We start from the raw sequence: 18,228 nt of genomic DNA on the forward strand, positions 1-18,228 counted from the left end.
AGGCCGCGGCCCATGAAGCTCCCTTTTGACACGGACGCAGGCATCGGCACCCGCGCCAATCTGGGCGTGATCGTGCTGGAAACCGACGAGACGCTGGAGGCAGAGTTTTCCCGGATGATGGCGCAGGAGGGTGTGGCGCTCTATCACAGCCGCATCCCTATGGTGCCGGAAATCCGCCCCGAGACCCTGGCACAGATGCAGGCGGATCTGCCGGCTTCGGTCCGGCTGTACCCGTCGTCGCTGAACTTTGACGTGATCGGCTACGGCTGCACGTCGGCTTCGACGGTGATTGGTTCGGACAAGGTCGCGGAGGCGGTTCAATCCGTCCTGCCCGGCGTCAAGGTCACGGATCCGCTGGCGGCGATCATCGCTGCGGGCAAGGCGCTGGGGGTATCCCGGTTCGGATTTGTCACCCCCTACCTGCCGGAAGTTTCCGCACAGATGCGGCAGAAGCTGGAAGACGCGGGATTTGCGATTGCCGGTTTCGGCTCGTTCGAAGAGATGGATGACCGGGTCGTCGCCCGGATTTCGGAAACGTCGATTTCGGAGGCTGCCAAGCGCGTGGCCAGGGAGCAGGATTGCGACGCCATTGTCATCTCCTGCACCAACCTGCGCTGTCTGCGCGTCATTCCGGAGATCGAAGAGGCAACTGGCGTGCCGGTGATCTCCAGCAATCAGGCGCTCGCCTGGCACATGCTGCGGCTGGCGGGGGTGGACCACGCCATGCCGCAATTCGGCAAGCTGTTCGAGCAGGCCTTGGGCCGCTGACCAGAGCTGCGGAGGCTGCGCCGGGCGGGGCGCAGCTTTCCTAAAGCACGCTTGTAATTCTTCCGCGGATCGCGACAGATTGCCTGTCAGAGTTTGATTCGCGCTTGCAAGGATGCCCGGATGCCAGCCACCCGCCCCTCCACCCGAAATGTCCTGTTCATCATCATCGACCAGCTGCGCGCCGACTGTGTTTTCGGTGGCATGTCGGAGCATGTGGAGCTGCCCAACATCCGCTCTTTCATGAAGGAGGCGGTCTCCTTCAAGCGGCATTTCTCGGTGACCAACCCCTGCGGTCCGTCGCGGGCCTCGATCCTGACCGGGCAATATGCGATGAACCACCGGTCGGCCCGCAACGGCGCGCCCTTGCGCCATGACACGCCGAACATCGCCACCGAGATGCGCAAGGCAGGCTACATGCCGATGCTGTTCGGCTATACCGACACCTCGCAGGACCCGCGCGCCTTTGAACCCAACGACCCGGCGCTCAGGACCTATGAGTTCCCGATGAACGGGTTTCACGAGATGACCGAGATGCGGATGGAGATGTCCTATCCGTGGCAGTCGCACCTTATGAACCGGGGTTATGAATTCGAGAACTATTGGGATGTCTACAAGCCGGTCTCGCCGGATGGCGGCACGCCCAAGCTGAACGATCCGGCGCTTTATGCAGCTGAGGACAGCGATACCGCCTTCCTGACCAACTCCTTCCTGGGCAAGATGACCGCCTATCACAAGGAAAGCTGGTTTGCGCATCTGACCTATATCCGCCCGCACCCGCCGCTGGTAGCGCCTGCGCCTTACAACACCATGTACGACCCGGCTTCATTGCCGCTGCCGGAGCGGCTGGTCACGCCGGAGGCAGAATGCGAGCAGCACGCCTTCTTTGATCCGGTGCTGCGCAAAAGCACCATTGCAGGTTTTGTCGAAGGCTTCCCGGAACTGGAGCCGACGGATGAGAATACCGCCACCCTGCGCTCAATTTACCTGGGGCTGGCAACCGAAGTTGATCATCACATTGGGCGGGTGGTGCAGTTCCTTAAGGACACCGGCCAGTATGACGATACCATGGTGGTGATCACAGCCGACCACGGCGAGATGCTGGGCGACCGGCATTCCTGGGGAAAGATGACGGTCTATGATGCGGCGTATCACACGCCGCTGATCATCCGGGTGCCCGGTAATGAAGAGAACGCCGGGGCTTGTCTGACCCAGATCACCGAGTCGATTGACGTGACGCCGACCATTCTGGACTGGGTCGGACAGGAAATTCCGAATTCCATGGACGGGCGGTCGCTTCTGCCGCTGCTAAAAGGGGATGTGCCGCAGGACTGGCGGCAGTATTCGTTCTCGGAGCTGGATTTTGCGGAGCCGCTGAAACCGACATTGTGGCAGCTGGCTCTGGGAACCACGCCAAGCGACAGTTGCCTTGGCATCCTGCGGGAGGAACGTTTCACCCTGGTTGAGTTTGCTGCCGACCTGCCGCCGATGCTGTTTGATACTGAAGGGCAGGGCGAACTGGAGAATGTGGCCGGAAAACCAGAGTATGCCGCTGATCTCAACCGGCTGACACGGATGATGCTGCGGCACCGGATGAAAAACATGGACCATACACTGTCGCTGACGGCTATCACACCTGAGGGGCCGCGCAGCCTGTCCCGCGGGGCTGTTCAAAAAGGCTGACGGCAGCGGAGCAATACCGCTGCCGCCGGAGTTAGGGGGCTGGGCGGATCGCCGCCCAAGCCATAACCCTTGATATTCCTTCCTGACTGATTAGAGAACAAACCAGTCCTCAGTCAGCACGTCTGTCGACTTGACGCCTTTCAAGCTTGCAATCAGCAGTGCCTCTGCGCCGCCGTCACCGTCCGCGTCATATGCGAGCCAAACAGTTTTGCCTTGAGCGCTGAGGTTCAGGCTGCCGCTGTCCAATGCGTCATCTAGATTTGTGCCCAGCTCCAGAAGCAGGTCGTCCAGAGCGAACTGGTCTCCTTCCGAGCGTTTGAAATCATTGATGATGTCGCCGGCGTCTGCGGCGGCGGTGAAAACAAAGACATCCGCATCCCTGCCGCCAGTAAGCAGGTCAACGCCGGTGCCGCCTTCGATCCAGTCCATCCCGGACCCGCCGTTCAGCCTGTCATTCCCGCTGCCGCCGCTGAGCGTGTCGTCGTCGTTGCCGCCAGTCAGCTGGTCGAGGCCGTCGCCGCCATTTAGGGAGTCGTTGCCATTGCCGCCATCCAGCTTGTCGAGACCGCCGCCAGCATTCAGGACATCATTGCCATTGCCTCCTTTCAGCTGATCGTTGCCGCTGCCAGAGCTGATCACATCATCGCCTTGGCCGCTGTCCACCCGGTTGCTGCCGTCGCCCGCATCAATCGTGTCATTGCCGTTGCCGGTTTTGATCTGGTCGCCGTCGCTGCCGCCAGTGATCATGTTGTTGCCGTCGCGAACGTCTATCCGGTTGGCGCCGTCGCCGGCATCGATGGTGTCGTCGCCGGTTCCGGTCTTGATCTGATCTTTGCCGGATCCGGTGGTGATCACATTGCTGCCGCCGCGGGTGTCCACCCGGTTGGCACCGTCGCCTGCGTCAATGGTGTCGTTGCCTTCGCCGGTCTTGATCTGGTCCTTGCCGATGCCGGTTGTGATCATGTTGCTGCCGCCGCGGGTGTCCACCCGGTTGTTGCCGTCGCCCGCATCAATGGTGTCGTCGCCTTCGCCTGTCTTGATCTGGTCATTATTGCTGCCGGCCGTGACCACGTTGCTGCCGCCGCGGATATCCACCCTGTTGGCGCCCTCTCCGGCATCAACGGTGTCGTCACCTTCGCCGGTCTTGATCTGGTCTTTGCCGCTGCCGGTTGTGATTGCGTTGCTGCCGCCGCGGGTATCCACACGGTTGTCGCCGTTGCCAGCATCAATGGTGTCGTTGCCTTCGCCGGTTCTGATCTGGTCCTTGCCTTCGCCGCTGGTGATCATATTGCTGCCGCCGCGGGTGTCCACGCGGTTATTGCCCTCGCCGGCGTTGATTGTGTCGTTCCCCTCGCTGGTCTTGATCTGATCTTTGCCGGATCCGGTGGTGATCTGGTTGTTGCCGCCACGGTCATCGACTTTGTTGTCGCCATCGCCGGCATCAATCGTGTCGTTGCCTTCGCCAGTCTTGATCTGGTCCTTGCCGCTTAAGCCGGTGATCAGGTTGTTGCCTTCGCCGTCCACCAGCTTGTTGTCGCCGCCTAAGCCGTACAGGGTGTCATCACCTGCGCCGCCATCCAGCTGATCATTTTCATGCCCTGCGGTGAGCCAGTCATTGCCATCACCTCCATACACCTTGTTTTTACCTCGGACACCATGGAGCGTGTCGTCACCCAGACCGCCCTCGATAAAGTCGTTGCCGTCGCCGCCGCTCAGGCTGTCATTGCCTGAGCCGCCATAGAGCTTGTCATTTCCTGTGCCGCCATAAATCGTGTCGTCGCCGTCGAGGCCGTAGAGAATGTCATTGCCTGCACCGCCATCGATCAGGTTGGCTTCGGCATTTCCGTATCCCTTGTCAGAACCTTTGCCCAGTATGAGGTTTTCAATCACCGTACCGTCGCTGATTGTCAGCTGCTTGGAACCGATTTTGCCGCTGACGCCGCTGGTTAGGTAGATGGTCGACCTCAGAGTCACCGTACTCAGATCAAGGGTGTCATTGCCGCCGTTCGTATCTGTGACTGTGCCCAGTAATGTGGTCCAGTTCCGCACGAAACTGTCGGAGAATTCGTAGATGTTGTCAGGTGAAGGCGGCGGCGGCGGCGGCGGTGTGTCGCCGCTGTCGATAATCTCGGCAACATCCGCATCGGCGGTAATGCCGGACAGAAAGACAAGATTGGTGCTGTTGACCCGCAGCCAAGAGCCGCCGGTGCCGGCCTGCAGCGACACGATGCCGTCGCCTGCGGCATCGCTGCCAGTGTACCCAATGGCCTGCAGCAGCGCGGTAATGTCGACCCGGTCGCCTGCTGCGAGGTCGAAATCCGTGATGGTATCGCCAGCTTCGTTCAGCGCCGTATAGACAAACCGGTCGCCGCCGGTTCCGCCGATCAGCGTATCCGCCCCGGTGCCGCCGATCAGGATGTCGTTGCCTTCCCGAGCTTCGATCCGGTCGTCGCCGCCGCCGCTTTCCAGCCTGTTGTTGGCTGCATTGCCAATGATGTAGTCGTTGCCCGAGCCGGTCACGGCGTTTTCAATGACGGTGCCGCGGGCAATCGAGAAGTTGTCAGTCGCGCCGTTGAGATCGGAAAAGGTCTCTTCCCCCAGATTCAGCGTCTGATCGCTGCTGCGCGAGCCCAGGTCGATTGTGTCGATGCCGCCGCTGTCAACGAGAGAAACCGCCCAATTGCCGTTCAGGTCCATGCCGAAGCGGCCGGTGGTTTCGTTGTCGCCATAGGTGGTGTTGCCGGTTTCCACATTCACCGGGGTGCCATAGAGGTGGTGCACCGCGGCGATGTCGGCCGATTGCGCCGTCGCCAGATAAGCAAAAGACGCGTCAATGGCGGTGTTCTCATGTTGGCTGAAGTAGGACATCACTGACATTTGCCAGCTGTCGTTGGCAAAATCCGCATCCGAACCATAGCTGGCGCTGCCGTTGTAATTGCCCGTATGGCCCAGGCCCAGGGCATGGCCGATTTCGTGGATGTAGGTCTGGTAGAAATAGTTGTCGTTGCCGTTGGACCAGCCGGAATTCACATTGACGTGGGAGCTGAGGATGGTGCCGTTGTTGACCGAGGAGCTGGCCCAGGCGCCGGATTGGTTGTCGTCAAAGGTGATCTTGGCGCTTCCCGTGGTTTCGACAAAGTCGATGCCTGTGATGGCGGTCCAGCTCTCCAGCGCCTTGCGGGCCGCGTCCTGGCCTTTTGTGTTCAGGCCGCTGAGGTTGACGGTCAGTTCGCCGCCGGTTTGCACATCAAAGGAGCGCTGGGTGCGGCCGGTGTCTTCCCAGTATCCTTGGTACAGGTATTGGGCAATCTGGTCGACGGTATAGGTCGGCTTGCCTGCGCCATCGCCGCCGCCTGAGCCTGAGCCGCTGTCGTCGGTGACTTCTGGAATTCTGTGATAGTCTCGGCCGCAAAATTCACACATGGGGTGCTTCCATCCTAGATCGTTAATTTACAAAGGAAATTCAGTGTGCCTGACCAGCTGGCCGGCAAAGTCCGAAAGGCTGTCCGGGGTCAGTTGCCCGTCCATAACCGAATGTTCGATAACCGGTCCCTGGCCGTTGCGGCCATCACTGTGCTGCCAGGCCAGATAGCCGGAAACCCAATCTGCGGACCGGGCCTGGCCGACATAGCGCAGGGTCAGATCCGGTCCGGTGCCAAAGCTGTCTGCGGCAGTCACCGCAGCGCTGGGGAACCTGCCTTGCAGCTCAACGGTCAAGGCTTCGCACAGGGGTTGCCGCAGGGGGGCATCGCATTGCAGCTGAATGGTGTGCCCGGAATTGGCAAGGGCCGTTGAGCCGGTAACCAGCAGCCAGACGGCTGCCGAGCAGCTGGACAGTTTTCCAGGTGTCGCCATTGGGGAATCGCTCGCTCAGACGGTTGAAGGATCAGGTTCAGTCCTGCGCCGTTCTGGCTGCACGTTCTCAGTTCTAGGCAGGGATTGGGGCGAAATGGCGGTTAGGAAACTGACAACATTTAGACACCGTTAACCTGCGTTAACCTTCTGGCAGCGCGGCGTGTCCGGCAGCAGGCTTGGCTGAAAGCCCTACTTGTTTTTGCAAATCATTCTCATATTTGTTGACAGTTGAGAATGATTTGCAATAACGATACGTCAACGACAGTATCAGACGGAGAATCGGATGTTACCCAACCTGCTCAAGACGGCCTCGGTCGCCGCTTTCGCCGCCGTTGCCGCCACAGGTGCCATGGCCGAAGACAAAATGAAGGTCGTTACCACCTTCACGGTGCTTGCCGACATGGCAGCCAATGTGGCGGGGGATGCTGCTGAGGTGGTCTCAGTCACCAAGCCGGGCGCCGAGATTCACGGTTACGAGCCGACCCCCCGCGATATCGTCCGGGCCTCGGATGCCGATCTGATCCTGTGGAACGGTATGAACCTGGAATTGTGGTTCGAGCAATTCCTGACCAATCTGGACGGCGTACCCTCGGTGACCTTGACCGATGGCATCAGCCCGATCCCGATCGCTGCAGGCTCTTATGAGGGCAAGCCTAACCCGCATGCCTGGATGGGGTTGGATAACGCGCTGATCTACATCGATAATATCGTCGAAGCCTTCGCCGAGCACGACCCGGAAAACGCTGCCGTCTACGTCAAGAACGCAGGCGAATACAAGGACAAGCTGCGCGCCACCATTGAGCCGCTGCGCCAGGCGATCGCCGAGATCCCCGAGGACAAGCGCTGGCTGGTGACCTGCGAGGGCGCCTTCAGCTATCTTGCCCGCGACTTTGCCATGAAAGAGCTGTATCTCTGGCCGATGAACGCCGATCAGGTCGGAACCCCGCAGCAGGTGCGTGGTGTGATCGATGGAGTGCGCGCCAACAATATCCCGGTAGTGTTCTGCGAAAGCACTGTGAACACCGCTCCGGCCGAGCAGGTTGCACGTGAAACCGGCGTGGCGTACGGCGGCGAGCTTTACGTTGACTCGCTCAGCGAAGCAGATGGCCCGGTGCCGACCTACCTCGATCTGCTCAAGGTCACCTCGCAGACTGTGGCCCGGGGCCTGACGTCGGTAACCAACTAAGCCGTTCCTATCGCATATCCTTTTGCCCCGCAGCGCAAGTTGCGGGGCGTTTCATTTCACAAAGCACATTTTCTGTGTGTAACTCTGCGGGACAGCCCATGCTTGATGCCAGCGAGACCCACGTAATGGAAACCAGCGCTCCTCCCGCAGATGGCGGGATCGCCGCCAAGAATGTCACAGTGACCTACCGAAACGGCCACACAGCGCTGTGGAATGCGAGCTTTGGCATTCCCCGGGGTACGGTGACTGCTCTGGTCGGGGTAAATGGCGCAGGCAAGTCGACTCTGTTCAAGGCGATCATGGGCTTTGTTCCGGCGGCGCAGGGGGAGATCCGCATTCTCGGCATGACGGTCAAGGACGCGCTTCGCAAGAACCTTGTCGCCTATGTCCCGCAGTCCGAGGAAGTAGACTGGGCCTTCCCCGTGCTGGTCGAGGATGTGGTGATGATGGGCCGCTACGGCCACATGGGCTTTCTGCGCCGTCCCAAGGCCGCTGATCACGAGGCCGTCGATCAGGCGCTGCGCCGGGTCAACATGCAGGACTTCCGCCACCGCCAGATCGGCGAGCTGTCGGGCGGCCAGCGCAAGCGGGTGTTTCTGGCCCGGGCTCTGGCACAGGACGGGCAGGTGATCCTGCTGGACGAGCCGTTTACCGGTGTCGATGTAAAGACCGAAGAACAGATCATCGCGCTGTTGCGCGAACTGTGCGCCGAGGGCCGGGTGATGCTGGTCTCCACCCACAACCTCGGCAGCGTGCCGGAGTTCTGCGACCGGACCGTGCTGGTCAAAGGCACCGTGCTGGGTTACGGGCCGACCGAGACCACTTTTACCCGTGCCAATCTGGAACATGCATTTGGCGGTGTGCTGCGCCACTTCACCCTGGGCGGCGATGCGCTGCATGACGACGGCGACACCCGCGAGGTCACTATCTTGACCGACGACGAGCGCCCCTTTGTCCAATACGGCGAAAAGACCCAAACCAGCGAAAGCAAAGGCGAGGGCGGGGGGCAGTCCTGATGGAATACCTGCTGGAGCCGTTTTCCTACGGCTATATGACCAACGCGATGTGGGTGTCGGCTCTGGTCGGCGGTGTCTGCGCATTCCTCTCCGCTTACCTGATGCTGAAAGGCTGGTCGCTGATTGGCGACGCGCTGTCCCATTCGGTGGTGCCCGGCGTGGCCGGCGCCTACATCCTCGGCCTGCCTTTTGCGCTGGGCGCCTTCATTGCGGGCGCATTGGCCGCGGGCGCGATGCTGTTCCTGTCGGAACGCTCCGGCCTCAAGGTCGATGTGATCATCGGCCTGATTTTCACGTCTTTCTTTGGCCTTGGCTTGTTCATCGTCTCGATCAGCCCGATGTCGGTCTCGGTGCAGACCATCACCATGGGCAACATCCTGGCGATCACGCCCGAGGACACGCTGCAATTGGCGATCATCGGTTTTGTGTCGCTGGCGGTGCTCTTGGCCAAGTGGAAGGACCTGATGGTCACTTTCTTTGACGAAAACCACGCCCGCACTATCGGGCTGCGGCCAGGGCTGCTGAAAGCGGTGTTCTTTGTGCTGTTGTCGGCCTCGGTGGTGGCCGCGATGCAGACCGTCGGCGCCTTTCTGGTGATCGCCATGGTGGTGACGCCCGGCGCCACGGCCTATCTGCTGTGCGACCGCTTCCCGCGGCTGATCATGGTCTCGGTTCTGATCGGTGCGGCCACCAGCTTCTTCGGAGCCTATGCAAGCTACTTCCTGGACGGTGCCACTGGCGGCATCATCGTGACGCTGCAGACGCTGATTTTCCTGGCAGTCTTCATTTTCGCCCCGAAACACGGGCTGCTGGCGGCCAAGCGCAAGGCGCGCGAGGCGCTGAAACGCGGCGCCATTGCACAAGAGGGAGCTGCGTGATGGACCTCGAAACTCTGCTGATGCCGTTCCAGTTTGCGTTCATGCAGAACGCGTTCCTGATTTCGCTGATCGTCTCGGTGCCCACCGCGCTGCTCTCGTGCTTCCTCGTGATGAAGGGCTGGGCTCTGATGGGGGACGCCGTCAGCCACGCGGTGCTGCCGGGGATTGTGCTGGCCTATGTGCTGGGCTTCCCGCTGCTGATCGGCGCTTTTGCGGCGGGTATGCTGTGTGCCGTGGCCACCGGCTTTCTGGCAGGCAACAGCCGGGTCAAGCAGGATACGGTGATGGGGGTGGTCTTCTCGGGCATGTTTGGATTGGGCATCGTGATGTATGTCGGGCTTGAGACCCATGCACATCTGGACCACATCCTGTTCGGCAACATGCTGGGGGTGGAGCCGGATGAGCTGTGGACCGCGGGCATTATCTCGCTGGTGGTTGGCGCGGCGCTGGTTCTGAAGTGGAAAGACCTGCTGCTGCACAGCTTTGACCCGGCGCAGGCGCAGGCTTCGGGCCTGCCGGTGACGGTGCTGCATTACGGTCTGCTGTCGGCGCTGTCGCTGACCATCGTTGCAACGCTCAAGGCAGCCGGTCTGATCCTGGCGATTGGGCTGCTGATTGCACCGGGTGCGGTGGCCTTCCTGGTGGTGCGCAAGTTCAGCACTATGCTGTGGGTCGCGGTCCTGATCTGCATGTTCTCGATGCTGGCTGGCACCTATGCGAGCTTCTTCCTCGACAGCGCGCCTGCACCGACCATCGTGCTGATCCTGACAGTGCTGTTCATCCTGGCCTTTGTGCGCAGGCTCTACCTGACCCACCGCACATCAATGCAGCGGACCAAGGACACCTCTGGTATCGCGTGAGTCACGCGGTTCCGGCGGCAACCATCTCCAAGAGCCACTGGCGTACCAATTCGGCGTTCGGAACCAGATCCTGGCTTTTGGACCAGACCAGGTAAAACCCTGCCCCGGTGGTCCAGGACCACTCTTCCCGTGCGGCGAGAAGCCCTTGTTTGATCAGCGGCTGTGTCACATGACGCCAGCCGAAGGCAAAGCCTTCGCCGGCGATCGCCGCTTGCAGAACCAGAGCATAGTCGTTCAGGCGCATGCCCGCGGCCGGCGGCCGGCCCGTGACGCCGAAATGGGCAAACCATTGCTGCCAGCTGGGACGTTCCCGGATCGGCTCCTCCAGATGGATCAGCCGCTCGTGCAGCAGGTTTGGCACTGTCGCCAGATTGACCGCCGAGGCCATCACCCGCGGGCTGGCCACCGGATAGATCACTTCGGGCGCGATCAGGGCTGAGTGGCAGTCGGGCCAGTTGCCATCCCCCCGGCGTACCGCCAGCGATATGCCTTCGGTGTTGATGTCCGGTTCCCTGTCAGAGCTTTGCAGCCGCAGGTCGATGTCCGGGTGCGCCTCATGCAGCTGGGTCAATCTTGGCATCACCCAGTAGTATGCAAAAGCTGAGGAGCAGTTGAGCGTTACATGGTCGTTCCTCCCGAATTGCCGCACCGCTTTGGCCGAGGAAAGGATGTCTTCAAGCGCCTTGGAGACATCGGTGTAAAGCCGCATGCCGGCGCCGGTCAATTCCACTCTGCGGTGGCTCCGGCGGAACAAAATAACGCCCAGCGAAGCTTCCATCTGCTTGATTGCCGCGCTGACGGCAGGCTGCTGCACATTCAGTTCCTCCGACGCGCGGGTAAAGGATCCGTGCCGGGCTGCGGCTTCGAACACGATCAAGTGGCGGGGGCTGGTGAGGAGTTTCCACAGTTCTTGCATAACTCTCAATTATCCAAACGATCAGATTTTTCAACCGTCACAAACCGGGGCGGCAGAGATAGTTTGATTCATCACTTGAAAGTTTGGAGAGCCCCATGGCCCGACGCGCCCGCGCCTCGCGCGACAGAACCACTGCCCCCGCCGGCGCCCCTGCATCGCCTTTCATCCAGCGGACGCTGCCTTTCTTTGACGTGCTGGACGAGGAGAAGCTGGTCAAGATCGAGGCCCAGGTCGACTGGATCTTCGAAGAGGTTGGCATTGCCTTCCGTGACGATCCGGAGGCGCTGCGGATCTGGAAAGAGGCAGGCGCACGGATCGAAGAGGATACCGTGCGGGCGGATGCGCAATGGATCCGGTCGCTGTGTGCGAAAGCGCCGCGGGAGTTTACCCAGCTGGCCCGCAACCCGACGCGCTCGGTCACCATCGGCGGCAACAGCCAGGTGTTCGCGCCGATCTATGGCGCGCCGTTTGTGCGCGATCTGGAAGGCGGCCGCCGCTATGGCGATATGGAGAGTTTCGAGAAGCTGGTGAAGCTCACCTACATGCATCCGAACCTGCACCATGGCGGGCTGGTGATCTGCGAGCCCTGCGATGTGCCGGTCTCCAAACGCCATTTCGATATGCTGTTTGCCCATATGACTCTGAGCGACAAGCCGCACCTGGGCGCCATCACTGAGATGTCCCGCGCGCAGGACAGTGTCGACATGGCCGAGATCGTCTTTGGCAAAGAGGTCATGGACAGCAACTGCGTAATCATGGGCAATGTGAACACCAACTCGCCGCTCTTGGTCGACAAGGTGGTGACGGAGGCCGTGCGCACCTATTCCGCCCGCGGGCAGGGAATGGTGGTTGTTCCGTTCATCCTGACAGGGGCGATGGGGCCTGTGTCGACCGCGGCGTCGGTGGCGCAGGCGATGGCCGAAGCAATGATGGTCTGCGCTTTCACACAGCTGGTCCGTCCGGGCGCCCCTTTCGTGCTGGGCAACTTCCTGTCGTCAATGTCTCTGAAGTCAGGTGCGCCGACCTTTGGTATGCCGGAACCGGTGGTGTCCAACTATGCCATCGGCCAGCTCGCACGCCGCGCAGGTTTGCCGCTGCGCTGCGGCGGCTCGCTGACCGCCTCCAAGATCGAAGACGCGCAAGCAGCCTATGAAAGCGCAGATTCCATGCACTCCACCATGCTGGCCGGCGCAAACTTTGTTTTGCACTCGGCGGGCTGGATGGAAGGCGGGCTGTGCACCGGCTTCGAAAAACTGATCATGGATGCCGACCGGCTGGGTTCCTACCAGAAAGTGCTGAGCCAGGGCCTGGACACCAGCGATGAGGCCTTTGCGCGCGACGCGTATGCCGAGGTGGAGCCGGGCGGGCATTTCTTGGGATCCGGCCATACCATGCGCAATTACCAGACCGCCTTTTATGAGCCGAAACTCAGCGACAGCGAAAATGTCGAAAGCTGGGAAGAGGGGGGCTCCAAGGACATGCGCCGCCGCGCCTATGAGCGCTGGAACCAGATGCTGAACGAGTATCAAGCGCCGCCGATGGATGAGGCGGTGAAAGAAGAGCTGGCTGCCTATGTGGCCCGGCGCAAAGAAGAAATCCCGGACGCCTGGTACTGACCAGACCGGCCTCAAGAATGACCTCGCGGCCCGGTTGCCGCCTGCCTTAAGTCAAAGGACAAACCCATGTCAGACAATTTTGCCCAATCGACGCTCAACATCCACAAAGAGGAGAGCACCGGCGACAAGAAGCTGCCGAGCCACGCCAAGGCGGTGATCATCGGCGGCGGTGTTGTTGGCTGTTCGATCCTGTTCCACCTGGCCAAATTCGGCTGGAAGGATGTGGTGCTGCTGGAACGTGATGAACTGACCTCCGGCTCGTCCTGGCACGCGGCGGGGCAGATTCATACGATCTCTTCAGACCCCAACATCTCGCGCCTGCAGTCCTATACCATCGACCTGTACAAGGAGATCGAAGAGACCTCGGGCCACAGCGTCGGCCTGCATATCACCGGCGGGTTTTATTTGGCGTCGAACAAGACCTGGTATGACTATCTGAAGCGGGAACGCTCCAAGGCGCGTTACATGGGGCTGAATCAGGAGTTCATCAGCCCCAAGGAAGTGGCGGAACGTCACCCGCTGATCGACCCGAAGCACTACCACGCGGCGCTGTGGGATGATCAGGACGGCGATCTGGACCCGTCGGGCGCGACCTATGCGTTCGCGAAATCCGCCCGTGTGCATGGGGCGCAGTATTTCACCCATACGCCGGTGACCGGCACCACCCAGCGCCCCGACGGCAGCTGGGATGTGGTGACCCCGCGCGGTGTGATCAACGCTGAGCACATCGTGAACTGCGGCGGCCTGTGGGCGCGCGAAGTCGGCCACATGCAAGGCGTCAACCTGCCGGTGCAGCCGATGGAGCACCATTACCTGATCACCGACAAGATCGACGCGGTGGCAAACCATCCGACCCGCCTGCCGGCCGGCATCGACTATGAGGCCAACATCTACTTCCGTCAGGAACGCCAGGGGATGCTGCTGGGCACCTATGAACCCAAAGGCACGCCGTGGAAGGTTGGCGGCACGCCCTGGGACTTCGGGCATGAGCTGCTGCAACCTGATCTGGACCGGATTGCCGACCGTCTGGAAATGTCGTTTGAGCGTATCCCGGCAATCGGTGAGGCCGGTATCAAGGATATGATCAACGGCCCCTTCACCTTCGGCCCCGACGGCAACCCGATGATCGGCCCGGTTCCGGGTATGAAGAACTACTGGTGCGCCGTGGGCGTGATGGCGGGCTTCTGCCAGGGCGGCGGCGTCGGCCTGACCATGGCCGAGTGGATGATCGACGGTGAGCCGTCCATCGACGTCTGGGCGATGGATGTGGCGCGCTTTGGCGACTTTGCGACCCCTGACTGGGGCACCGTGAAGTCGACCGAGAACTACGAGCGCCGCTTTGTGATGACCTTCCCGAACGAGACGCTGCCGAAGGGACGGATGCAGAAGACCACCGCGCTTTATGACCGGCTGGTCGCCAAGGGCGCGCGGATGGGTCAGGGCTTTGGCCTGGAGAATGCCCTGTGGTTTGCCGATGGCCCCGAGGACGCGCATGAGGAGCCGACCTTTGAGCGCAACCGCAGCCACGATTATGTGGCGCGCGAGGTCAAGGCGGTGCGCGAGGCGGTGGGCGGCATTGAAGTTGCCAACTTTGCCAAGCATGAGTTCAAGGGCTCAGGCGCGCGGGCCTATCTGGACCGGGTGCTGGCGGGCTATGTGCCGAAACCGGGCCGCCTGACGCTGACGCCGATGCTGACGCCGAAGGGCAAGCTTTATGGCGATCTGACCGTGGCCTGCCTGGGCGAGGATCACTTCATGCTGTTCGGTTCCGGCGCCATGCAGGAAGCGCACCGGCGCTGGTTCGAGAAGGATCTGCCAGCGGATGTCTCCTATCAGAACGTCTCCGACGACTGGCACGGCATCGCTCTGTCCGGCCCGAAATCGCGCGAGCTGCTGCAGCGGATCACCCGTGACGATGTCTCGGGCGAGGCGTTCAAATTCCGTGATCTGCGCCAGACTTTTGTGGGTGGCGTGCCGGTGATCCTGAACCGGATCAGCTTCTCGGGCGAGCTGGGCTATGAGATCTACTGCAAGCCGCAGTATCTGCTGCGTCTGGCGGAGGCGATCGAGGAGGCGGGCGCCGATCTGGGCTACCGCTGGTACGGGGCGCGGGCGCTGATGTCGATGCGTCTGGAGAAGGGCTGGGGTGTCTGGACCCTGGACTTCCGCCCCGACTTTGACGCGGCGGAAAGCGGCATGGATGTCTTCATCAACTGGAAGAAGGACTTTGTCGGCAAGGAGGCCGCGCTGACCGCCAAGGAAGCAGGCCCCAGCCGCAAGCTGGTCACCATGACCATCGACGTGGACGGCATTGATGTCTCCAACGACGAGGCGATCCTGAAGGACGGCGAAGCGGTGGGCTATATCTCCTCCGGCGGCTATGCGCATCACGCGCAGAAATCCATGGCGATGGGCTATGTCTCGGCGGAGCACGCCGAAGCAGGCACCAGGCTGCAGGTGGAGATCCTGGGCGAGATGTATGACGCCGAGGTGCTGGGCGCGCCGATCTATGACGCCAACGGCGCCAACATGCGCGCCTGATCAAAGCAGGGGAGCGGAAACCATGACCAAACCCATGCGGAAGCTCCCCGAAGCGGCTGAGGCCGTGCCGGCCTGCCGCTGCATCTTTCTGCTGCTGCCCACCTTCTCACCGCTGGATCTGTCCAGCGCGGTGGCAGCGCTGGAAGCTGCGAACAGCCACGATGGAACCGCGCGCTATGACTGGCGCGTGGTCAGTGAAGACGGCTTGCCGGTCACGGCGCCCAACGGGCTGGGCGTGTCGGTGGATGGCAGCCTGCCGGACCTGGTCCGCGGCGACATGATCTTTGTCTGCGGCGGCCAGGGGTCCGAGCCGGGCGTTTCGCTGAAGGTGCTGGGCTGGCTGCGCAAGGCGCAGCGCATGGGTGTGACCCTTGGCGCGCTGGGCGGCGGCGTGCTGGCGCTGGCGCGTTCGGGTCTGCTGGCCGGGCGCCAGGTGTCGGCCCATTGGGCGCTGCGGGCGATCCTGGCGGAGGCGCATCCGGATGTTGAGGTGAAGAGCTCGCTGTTCACTGTTGAAGGCAAGCTGATCACATGCGCGGGCGGCACCGCAACCGTCGACATGATGCTGAGCCTGATTTCGGATCATCACGGGGCCGGAGTGGCGACAGGCGCTGCCGACCTGATGGTCTGCTCCTCTGCCCGCAAGGGAAGCCAGGATCAGACCATTTCCGAGTACGGCCGTACCGGGGTGCGGCACGAGAAACTGGCTGCGGCGCTCAGCCTGATGCGCAGCAATCTAGAGGAGCCGCTGACGCCGGGAGCCATTTCCGATCTGGTTGGCCTGTCTGTGCGCCAGCTGGAGCGGTTGTTCTCGAAGTATCTGCAGACCACGCCTAAGGTCTATTACACCCGGCTGCGGCTGGACTATGCGCGCAGCCTGCTGCTGCAGACCAACATGCGGATCATCGATGTGGCGCTGGCGTCCGGCTTCAACAGCCAGACCCATTTCGCAAAGGTCTACCGCCGCTATTTCGGCAAGTCGCCGCATCAGGAACGGCCGTTTTAAGCGTTGCTCCCCAGCTGGCTAAGTTCCTGCTTCAACCGCTCATTCTCGGCCTTGAGCTGCGCCAGCTCGGCGCCGAGTGCGTTCAGATGCGGCCTCAGTTCGGCCTCGCTAAAGCGCGGTGTGATGTGGCGGGGGCAGTTCCAGTCCAGCCCCTCCACATGGATTTTCACCAATCTCTCGGGCTGGGTTTCCGCGCCCTCAGGGTACAGGTGCGCTGCCGCTTCAGCGCCCTCGGTGAACTCGGCACGGCCCAGAATCTTCAGCCTGCTCCTGCCGGCGTAATCCATCAGGATCATCGCAATCCTGTCATTCCCGTCCAGGTTGCCGCGCGAGATGTACTGGCGGTTGCCGCTGAGGTCGGCATAGGCGATGGTCCGGGCGCCCAGAACTCGCAGAAACCCGGCAGGGCCGCCGCGGAACTGCACGTAGGGCCAGCCGGTTTCCGAGACCGTCGCCTGATAGAAACCGTCCTGCGATTCGATGAAGGCCTTTTCCGAGGGGCCGATCTCATGCCCTTGCTGCGGCCCGCCCTCAATGAACTTGGAATAGCTGCGGGCCGAGCCCATGCGCGCCTGATGGGCGCGCACAGCGGGCGTAAATGTTAGCTCAGCAAAGGCGCGGGGCATGTGGTGTCTCCTGTCAGAGGCCGAGGTCGCTGAGGCCGGGATGGTCTGCCGGCCGCGGGCCCTGCGGCCAATGGAACAGGCGGTCCGCCTCGTTGATTTTCAAGTCGTTGATCGAGGCAAACCGATGCGCCATGCGGCCGTCTTCGGCAAACTCCCAGTTCTCGTTGCCATAGGAACGGTACCATTGGCCGGACGCATCATGCCACTCATAGGCGTAGCGCACGGCAATGCGGTTTTCCGTGAAAGCCCAGAGCTCCTTGATCAGCCGGTATTCCAGCTCCCGGTCCCATTTGCCGGACAGGAACGCCTGCACTTCATCGCGGCCCTGGGGGAAGTCTGTGCGGTTTCGCCATTTGCTGTCCGGAGTATAGGCCAGCGCGACGGCCTCAGGGTTGCGGCTGTTCCAGCCGTCCTCGGCGGCGCGGACCTTGGCAATTGCGGTCTCGCGGGTGAAGGGCGGCAGCGGGGGGCGGGGGGCTTCTGTCATGTTTGTGTACCGATCTGTAAACTTTCACACTGAAGGTGTACAGATCGGTAAATAAATGCAAGGGGCAGTTCGAAATTTTCAGGGCGGCAGCATCTGTGTTTGCGCTTCTCTTCCGTTGGAAAACGCTGAAATCAAATCGATAAACTTGACCGCGGCTGTGCGGCCAATGCTTACTGGACGGTGCGGAAAATCATCCTGGGGATCTCTGATGCGGCCCAACAAACGCGCCGAATTGATTCGAAAGTCATTGGAACTGTTCTATCGGAACGGCTTCCACGCCACCGGTATGGACTTGGTGGCGGCGGAAACCGGGGTTTCAAAAACTTCGATCTACAAGCACTTCCGGTCCAAGGAGGAACTGATCCTGGCAGTGCTGCAGCTCAGAGATGAGGATTTCCGCAACTGGCTGTACCGGCGGCTGGAGGAATTGGCGGATACCCCGCGCGGCCAGCTGGAAGCCTTGTTTGATGTCCTGGAGGAGTGGTTCGGGCAGCCCGGGTTCCAGGGCTGCATGTTCATCAAGGCCAGTGCCGAGTACCAATCCGGCAAGGACCCGATCAATATGCAATCGGCTGAGCATAAGCGCCTGCTGCAAGAACATTTTGCGGCTCTGGCCGCCAAGGCCGGAGCGGCGGATCCTGCAGCTCTGGCCCGGCAGCTGATGATCTTGAAGGAAGGTGCCATTGTGCTGGCGGCCATGAGCCACAGCGCCGCTCCGGCCAAGGATGGAAGGCAGGCGGCGCTGGCATTGATTAAACAGGCGGTCCGCTAGCGTTCAGACCGCAGCCATGTG

Annotated in this window: 15 protein-coding genes; 10 read left to right on the plus strand and 5 right to left on the minus strand. The window is 61.5% G+C overall.

The genetic code is table 11. The features are described 5' to 3' along the window. Positions 1 to 12: 12 nt before the first annotated feature. The gene (locus RA20_RS02770) at positions 13 to 768 is read left to right on the plus strand and encodes a maleate cis-trans isomerase family protein (protein WP_039124409.1); all 756 of its coding nucleotides are present in this window, start codon (positions 13 to 15) and stop codon (positions 766 to 768) included. Positions 769 to 888: 120 nt separating this feature from the next. Then, positions 889 to 2,448: a sulfatase-like hydrolase/transferase gene (locus tag RA20_RS02775; RefSeq protein WP_039124410.1), complete on the plus strand. Its 1,560-nt coding sequence runs from the start codon at positions 889 to 891 to the stop codon at positions 2,446 to 2,448. 90 nt (positions 2,449 to 2,538) lie between these two features. On the opposite strand, the gene RA20_RS02780 is transcribed toward RA20_RS02775, so the two are convergent. Then, positions 2,539 to 5,871, minus strand: coding sequence for a M10 family metallopeptidase (locus tag RA20_RS02780; protein ID WP_039124412.1), 3,333 nt, complete (start codon positions 5,869 to 5,871; stop codon positions 2,539 to 2,541). Between the two features lie 27 nt (positions 5,872 to 5,898). Beyond that, positions 5,899 to 6,303 carry a hypothetical protein gene (locus RA20_RS02785; protein WP_039124414.1) on the minus strand — a complete coding sequence of 135 codons (405 nt, stop codon included), beginning with the start codon at positions 6,301 to 6,303 and terminating at the stop codon, positions 5,899 to 5,901. Positions 6,304 to 6,586: 283 nt separating this feature from the next. Here RA20_RS02785 and RA20_RS02790 point away from each other — a divergent pair, with 283 nt between their 5' ends. From RA20_RS02790 to RA20_RS02805, 4 genes are all read left to right on the plus strand, one after another. Beyond that, positions 6,587 to 7,489: a metal ABC transporter substrate-binding protein gene (locus tag RA20_RS02790; protein ID WP_039124416.1), complete on the plus strand. Its 903-nt coding sequence runs from the start codon at positions 6,587 to 6,589 to the stop codon at positions 7,487 to 7,489. Between the two features lie 98 nt (positions 7,490 to 7,587). Continuing rightward, on the plus strand, positions 7,588 to 8,505 hold the full coding sequence (locus RA20_RS02795; protein WP_082017898.1) for a manganese/iron ABC transporter ATP-binding protein: 918 nt from the start codon (positions 7,588 to 7,590) through the stop codon (positions 8,503 to 8,505). Then, the gene (locus tag RA20_RS02800) at positions 8,505 to 9,383 is read left to right on the plus strand and encodes a metal ABC transporter permease (RefSeq protein WP_039124418.1); all 879 of its coding nucleotides are present in this window, start codon (positions 8,505 to 8,507) and stop codon (positions 9,381 to 9,383) included. The genes RA20_RS02795 and RA20_RS02800 overlap by 1 nt, the downstream gene beginning before the upstream one ends. Continuing rightward, positions 9,383 to 10,243 (plus strand): metal ABC transporter permease, encoded by an 861-nt coding sequence (locus RA20_RS02805; protein ID WP_039124420.1) that lies wholly within the window; start codon positions 9,383 to 9,385, stop codon positions 10,241 to 10,243. Before RA20_RS02800 ends, RA20_RS02805 begins: the two co-directional genes overlap by 1 nt. Before the next feature lies 1 nt (position 10,244). On the opposite strand, the gene RA20_RS02810 is transcribed toward RA20_RS02805, so the two are convergent. Then, positions 10,245 to 11,159, minus strand: coding sequence for a LysR substrate-binding domain-containing protein (locus tag RA20_RS02810; protein WP_039124422.1), 915 nt, complete (start codon positions 11,157 to 11,159; stop codon positions 10,245 to 10,247). A gap of 95 nt (positions 11,160 to 11,254) precedes the next feature. Between RA20_RS02810 and RA20_RS02815 the strand changes: the two genes are divergently transcribed. From RA20_RS02815 to RA20_RS02825, 3 genes are all read left to right on the plus strand, one after another. Beyond that, positions 11,255 to 12,775, plus strand: coding sequence for a trimethylamine methyltransferase family protein (locus tag RA20_RS02815; RefSeq protein WP_039124424.1), 1,521 nt, complete (start codon positions 11,255 to 11,257; stop codon positions 12,773 to 12,775). Between the two features lie 66 nt (positions 12,776 to 12,841). After that, positions 12,842 to 15,316: a GcvT family protein gene (locus RA20_RS02820; protein WP_152618420.1), complete on the plus strand. Its 2,475-nt coding sequence runs from the start codon at positions 12,842 to 12,844 to the stop codon at positions 15,314 to 15,316. A 22-nt stretch (positions 15,317 to 15,338) separates the two neighbouring features. Next, positions 15,339 to 16,322 (plus strand): GlxA family transcriptional regulator, encoded by a 984-nt coding sequence (locus tag RA20_RS02825; RefSeq protein ID WP_052248798.1) that lies wholly within the window; start codon positions 15,339 to 15,341, stop codon positions 16,320 to 16,322. Here the strand turns inward: RA20_RS02825 and RA20_RS02830 are convergent. Both RA20_RS02830 and RA20_RS02835 read right to left on the minus strand, forming a co-directional pair. After that, positions 16,319 to 16,948, minus strand: coding sequence for a pyridoxamine 5'-phosphate oxidase family protein (locus RA20_RS02830; RefSeq protein WP_039124426.1), 630 nt, complete (start codon positions 16,946 to 16,948; stop codon positions 16,319 to 16,321). The genes RA20_RS02825 and RA20_RS02830 overlap by 4 nt on opposite strands. Positions 16,949 to 16,961: 13 nt before the next feature. Beyond that, positions 16,962 to 17,435 (minus strand): nuclear transport factor 2 family protein, encoded by a 474-nt coding sequence (locus RA20_RS02835; RefSeq protein WP_039124428.1) that lies wholly within the window; start codon positions 17,433 to 17,435, stop codon positions 16,962 to 16,964. A gap of 208 nt (positions 17,436 to 17,643) precedes the next feature. Here RA20_RS02835 and RA20_RS02840 point away from each other — a divergent pair, with 208 nt between their 5' ends. Next, a complete protein-coding gene (locus RA20_RS02840; protein WP_039124432.1) occupies positions 17,644 to 18,207 on the plus strand; it encodes a TetR/AcrR family transcriptional regulator in 564 nt (187 codons plus the stop codon). The last annotated feature ends 21 nt before the right edge of the window (positions 18,208 to 18,228 follow it).

It is taken from the genome of Leisingera sp. ANG-Vp, from assembly GCF_000813725.1.
Classification (GTDB): domain Bacteria; phylum Pseudomonadota; class Alphaproteobacteria; order Rhodobacterales; family Rhodobacteraceae; genus Leisingera.

Coding starts and splice junctions, on each gene's coding strand:
- RA20_RS02810 (WP_039124422.1), bottom strand. CDS start 11,159: ATGCAAGAACTGTGGAAACTCCTCACCAGCCCCCGCCACTTGATCGTG.
- RA20_RS02770 (WP_039124409.1), top strand. CDS start 13: ATGAAGCTCCCTTTTGACACGGACGCAGGCATCGGCACCCGCGCCAAT.
- RA20_RS02795 (WP_082017898.1), top strand. CDS start 7,588: ATGCTTGATGCCAGCGAGACCCACGTAATGGAAACCAGCGCTCCTCCC.
- RA20_RS02840 (WP_039124432.1), top strand. CDS start 17,644: ATGCGGCCCAACAAACGCGCCGAATTGATTCGAAAGTCATTGGAACTG.
- RA20_RS02775 (WP_039124410.1), top strand. CDS start 889: ATGCCAGCCACCCGCCCCTCCACCCGAAATGTCCTGTTCATCATCATC.
- RA20_RS02825 (WP_052248798.1), top strand. CDS start 15,339: ATGACCAAACCCATGCGGAAGCTCCCCGAAGCGGCTGAGGCCGTGCCG.
- RA20_RS02790 (WP_039124416.1), top strand. CDS start 6,587: ATGTTACCCAACCTGCTCAAGACGGCCTCGGTCGCCGCTTTCGCCGCC.
- RA20_RS02780 (WP_039124412.1), bottom strand. CDS start 5,871: ATGTGTGAATTTTGCGGCCGAGACTATCACAGAATTCCAGAAGTCACC.
- RA20_RS02815 (WP_039124424.1), top strand. CDS start 11,255: ATGGCCCGACGCGCCCGCGCCTCGCGCGACAGAACCACTGCCCCCGCC.
- RA20_RS02820 (WP_152618420.1), top strand. CDS start 12,842: ATGTCAGACAATTTTGCCCAATCGACGCTCAACATCCACAAAGAGGAG.
- RA20_RS02830 (WP_039124426.1), bottom strand. CDS start 16,948: ATGCCCCGCGCCTTTGCTGAGCTAACATTTACGCCCGCTGTGCGCGCC.
- RA20_RS02805 (WP_039124420.1), top strand. CDS start 9,383: ATGGACCTCGAAACTCTGCTGATGCCGTTCCAGTTTGCGTTCATGCAG.
- RA20_RS02785 (WP_039124414.1), bottom strand. CDS start 6,303: ATGGCGACACCTGGAAAACTGTCCAGCTGCTCGGCAGCCGTCTGGCTG.
- RA20_RS02835 (WP_039124428.1), bottom strand. CDS start 17,435: ATGACAGAAGCCCCCCGCCCCCCGCTGCCGCCCTTCACCCGCGAGACC.
- RA20_RS02800 (WP_039124418.1), top strand. CDS start 8,505: ATGGAATACCTGCTGGAGCCGTTTTCCTACGGCTATATGACCAACGCG.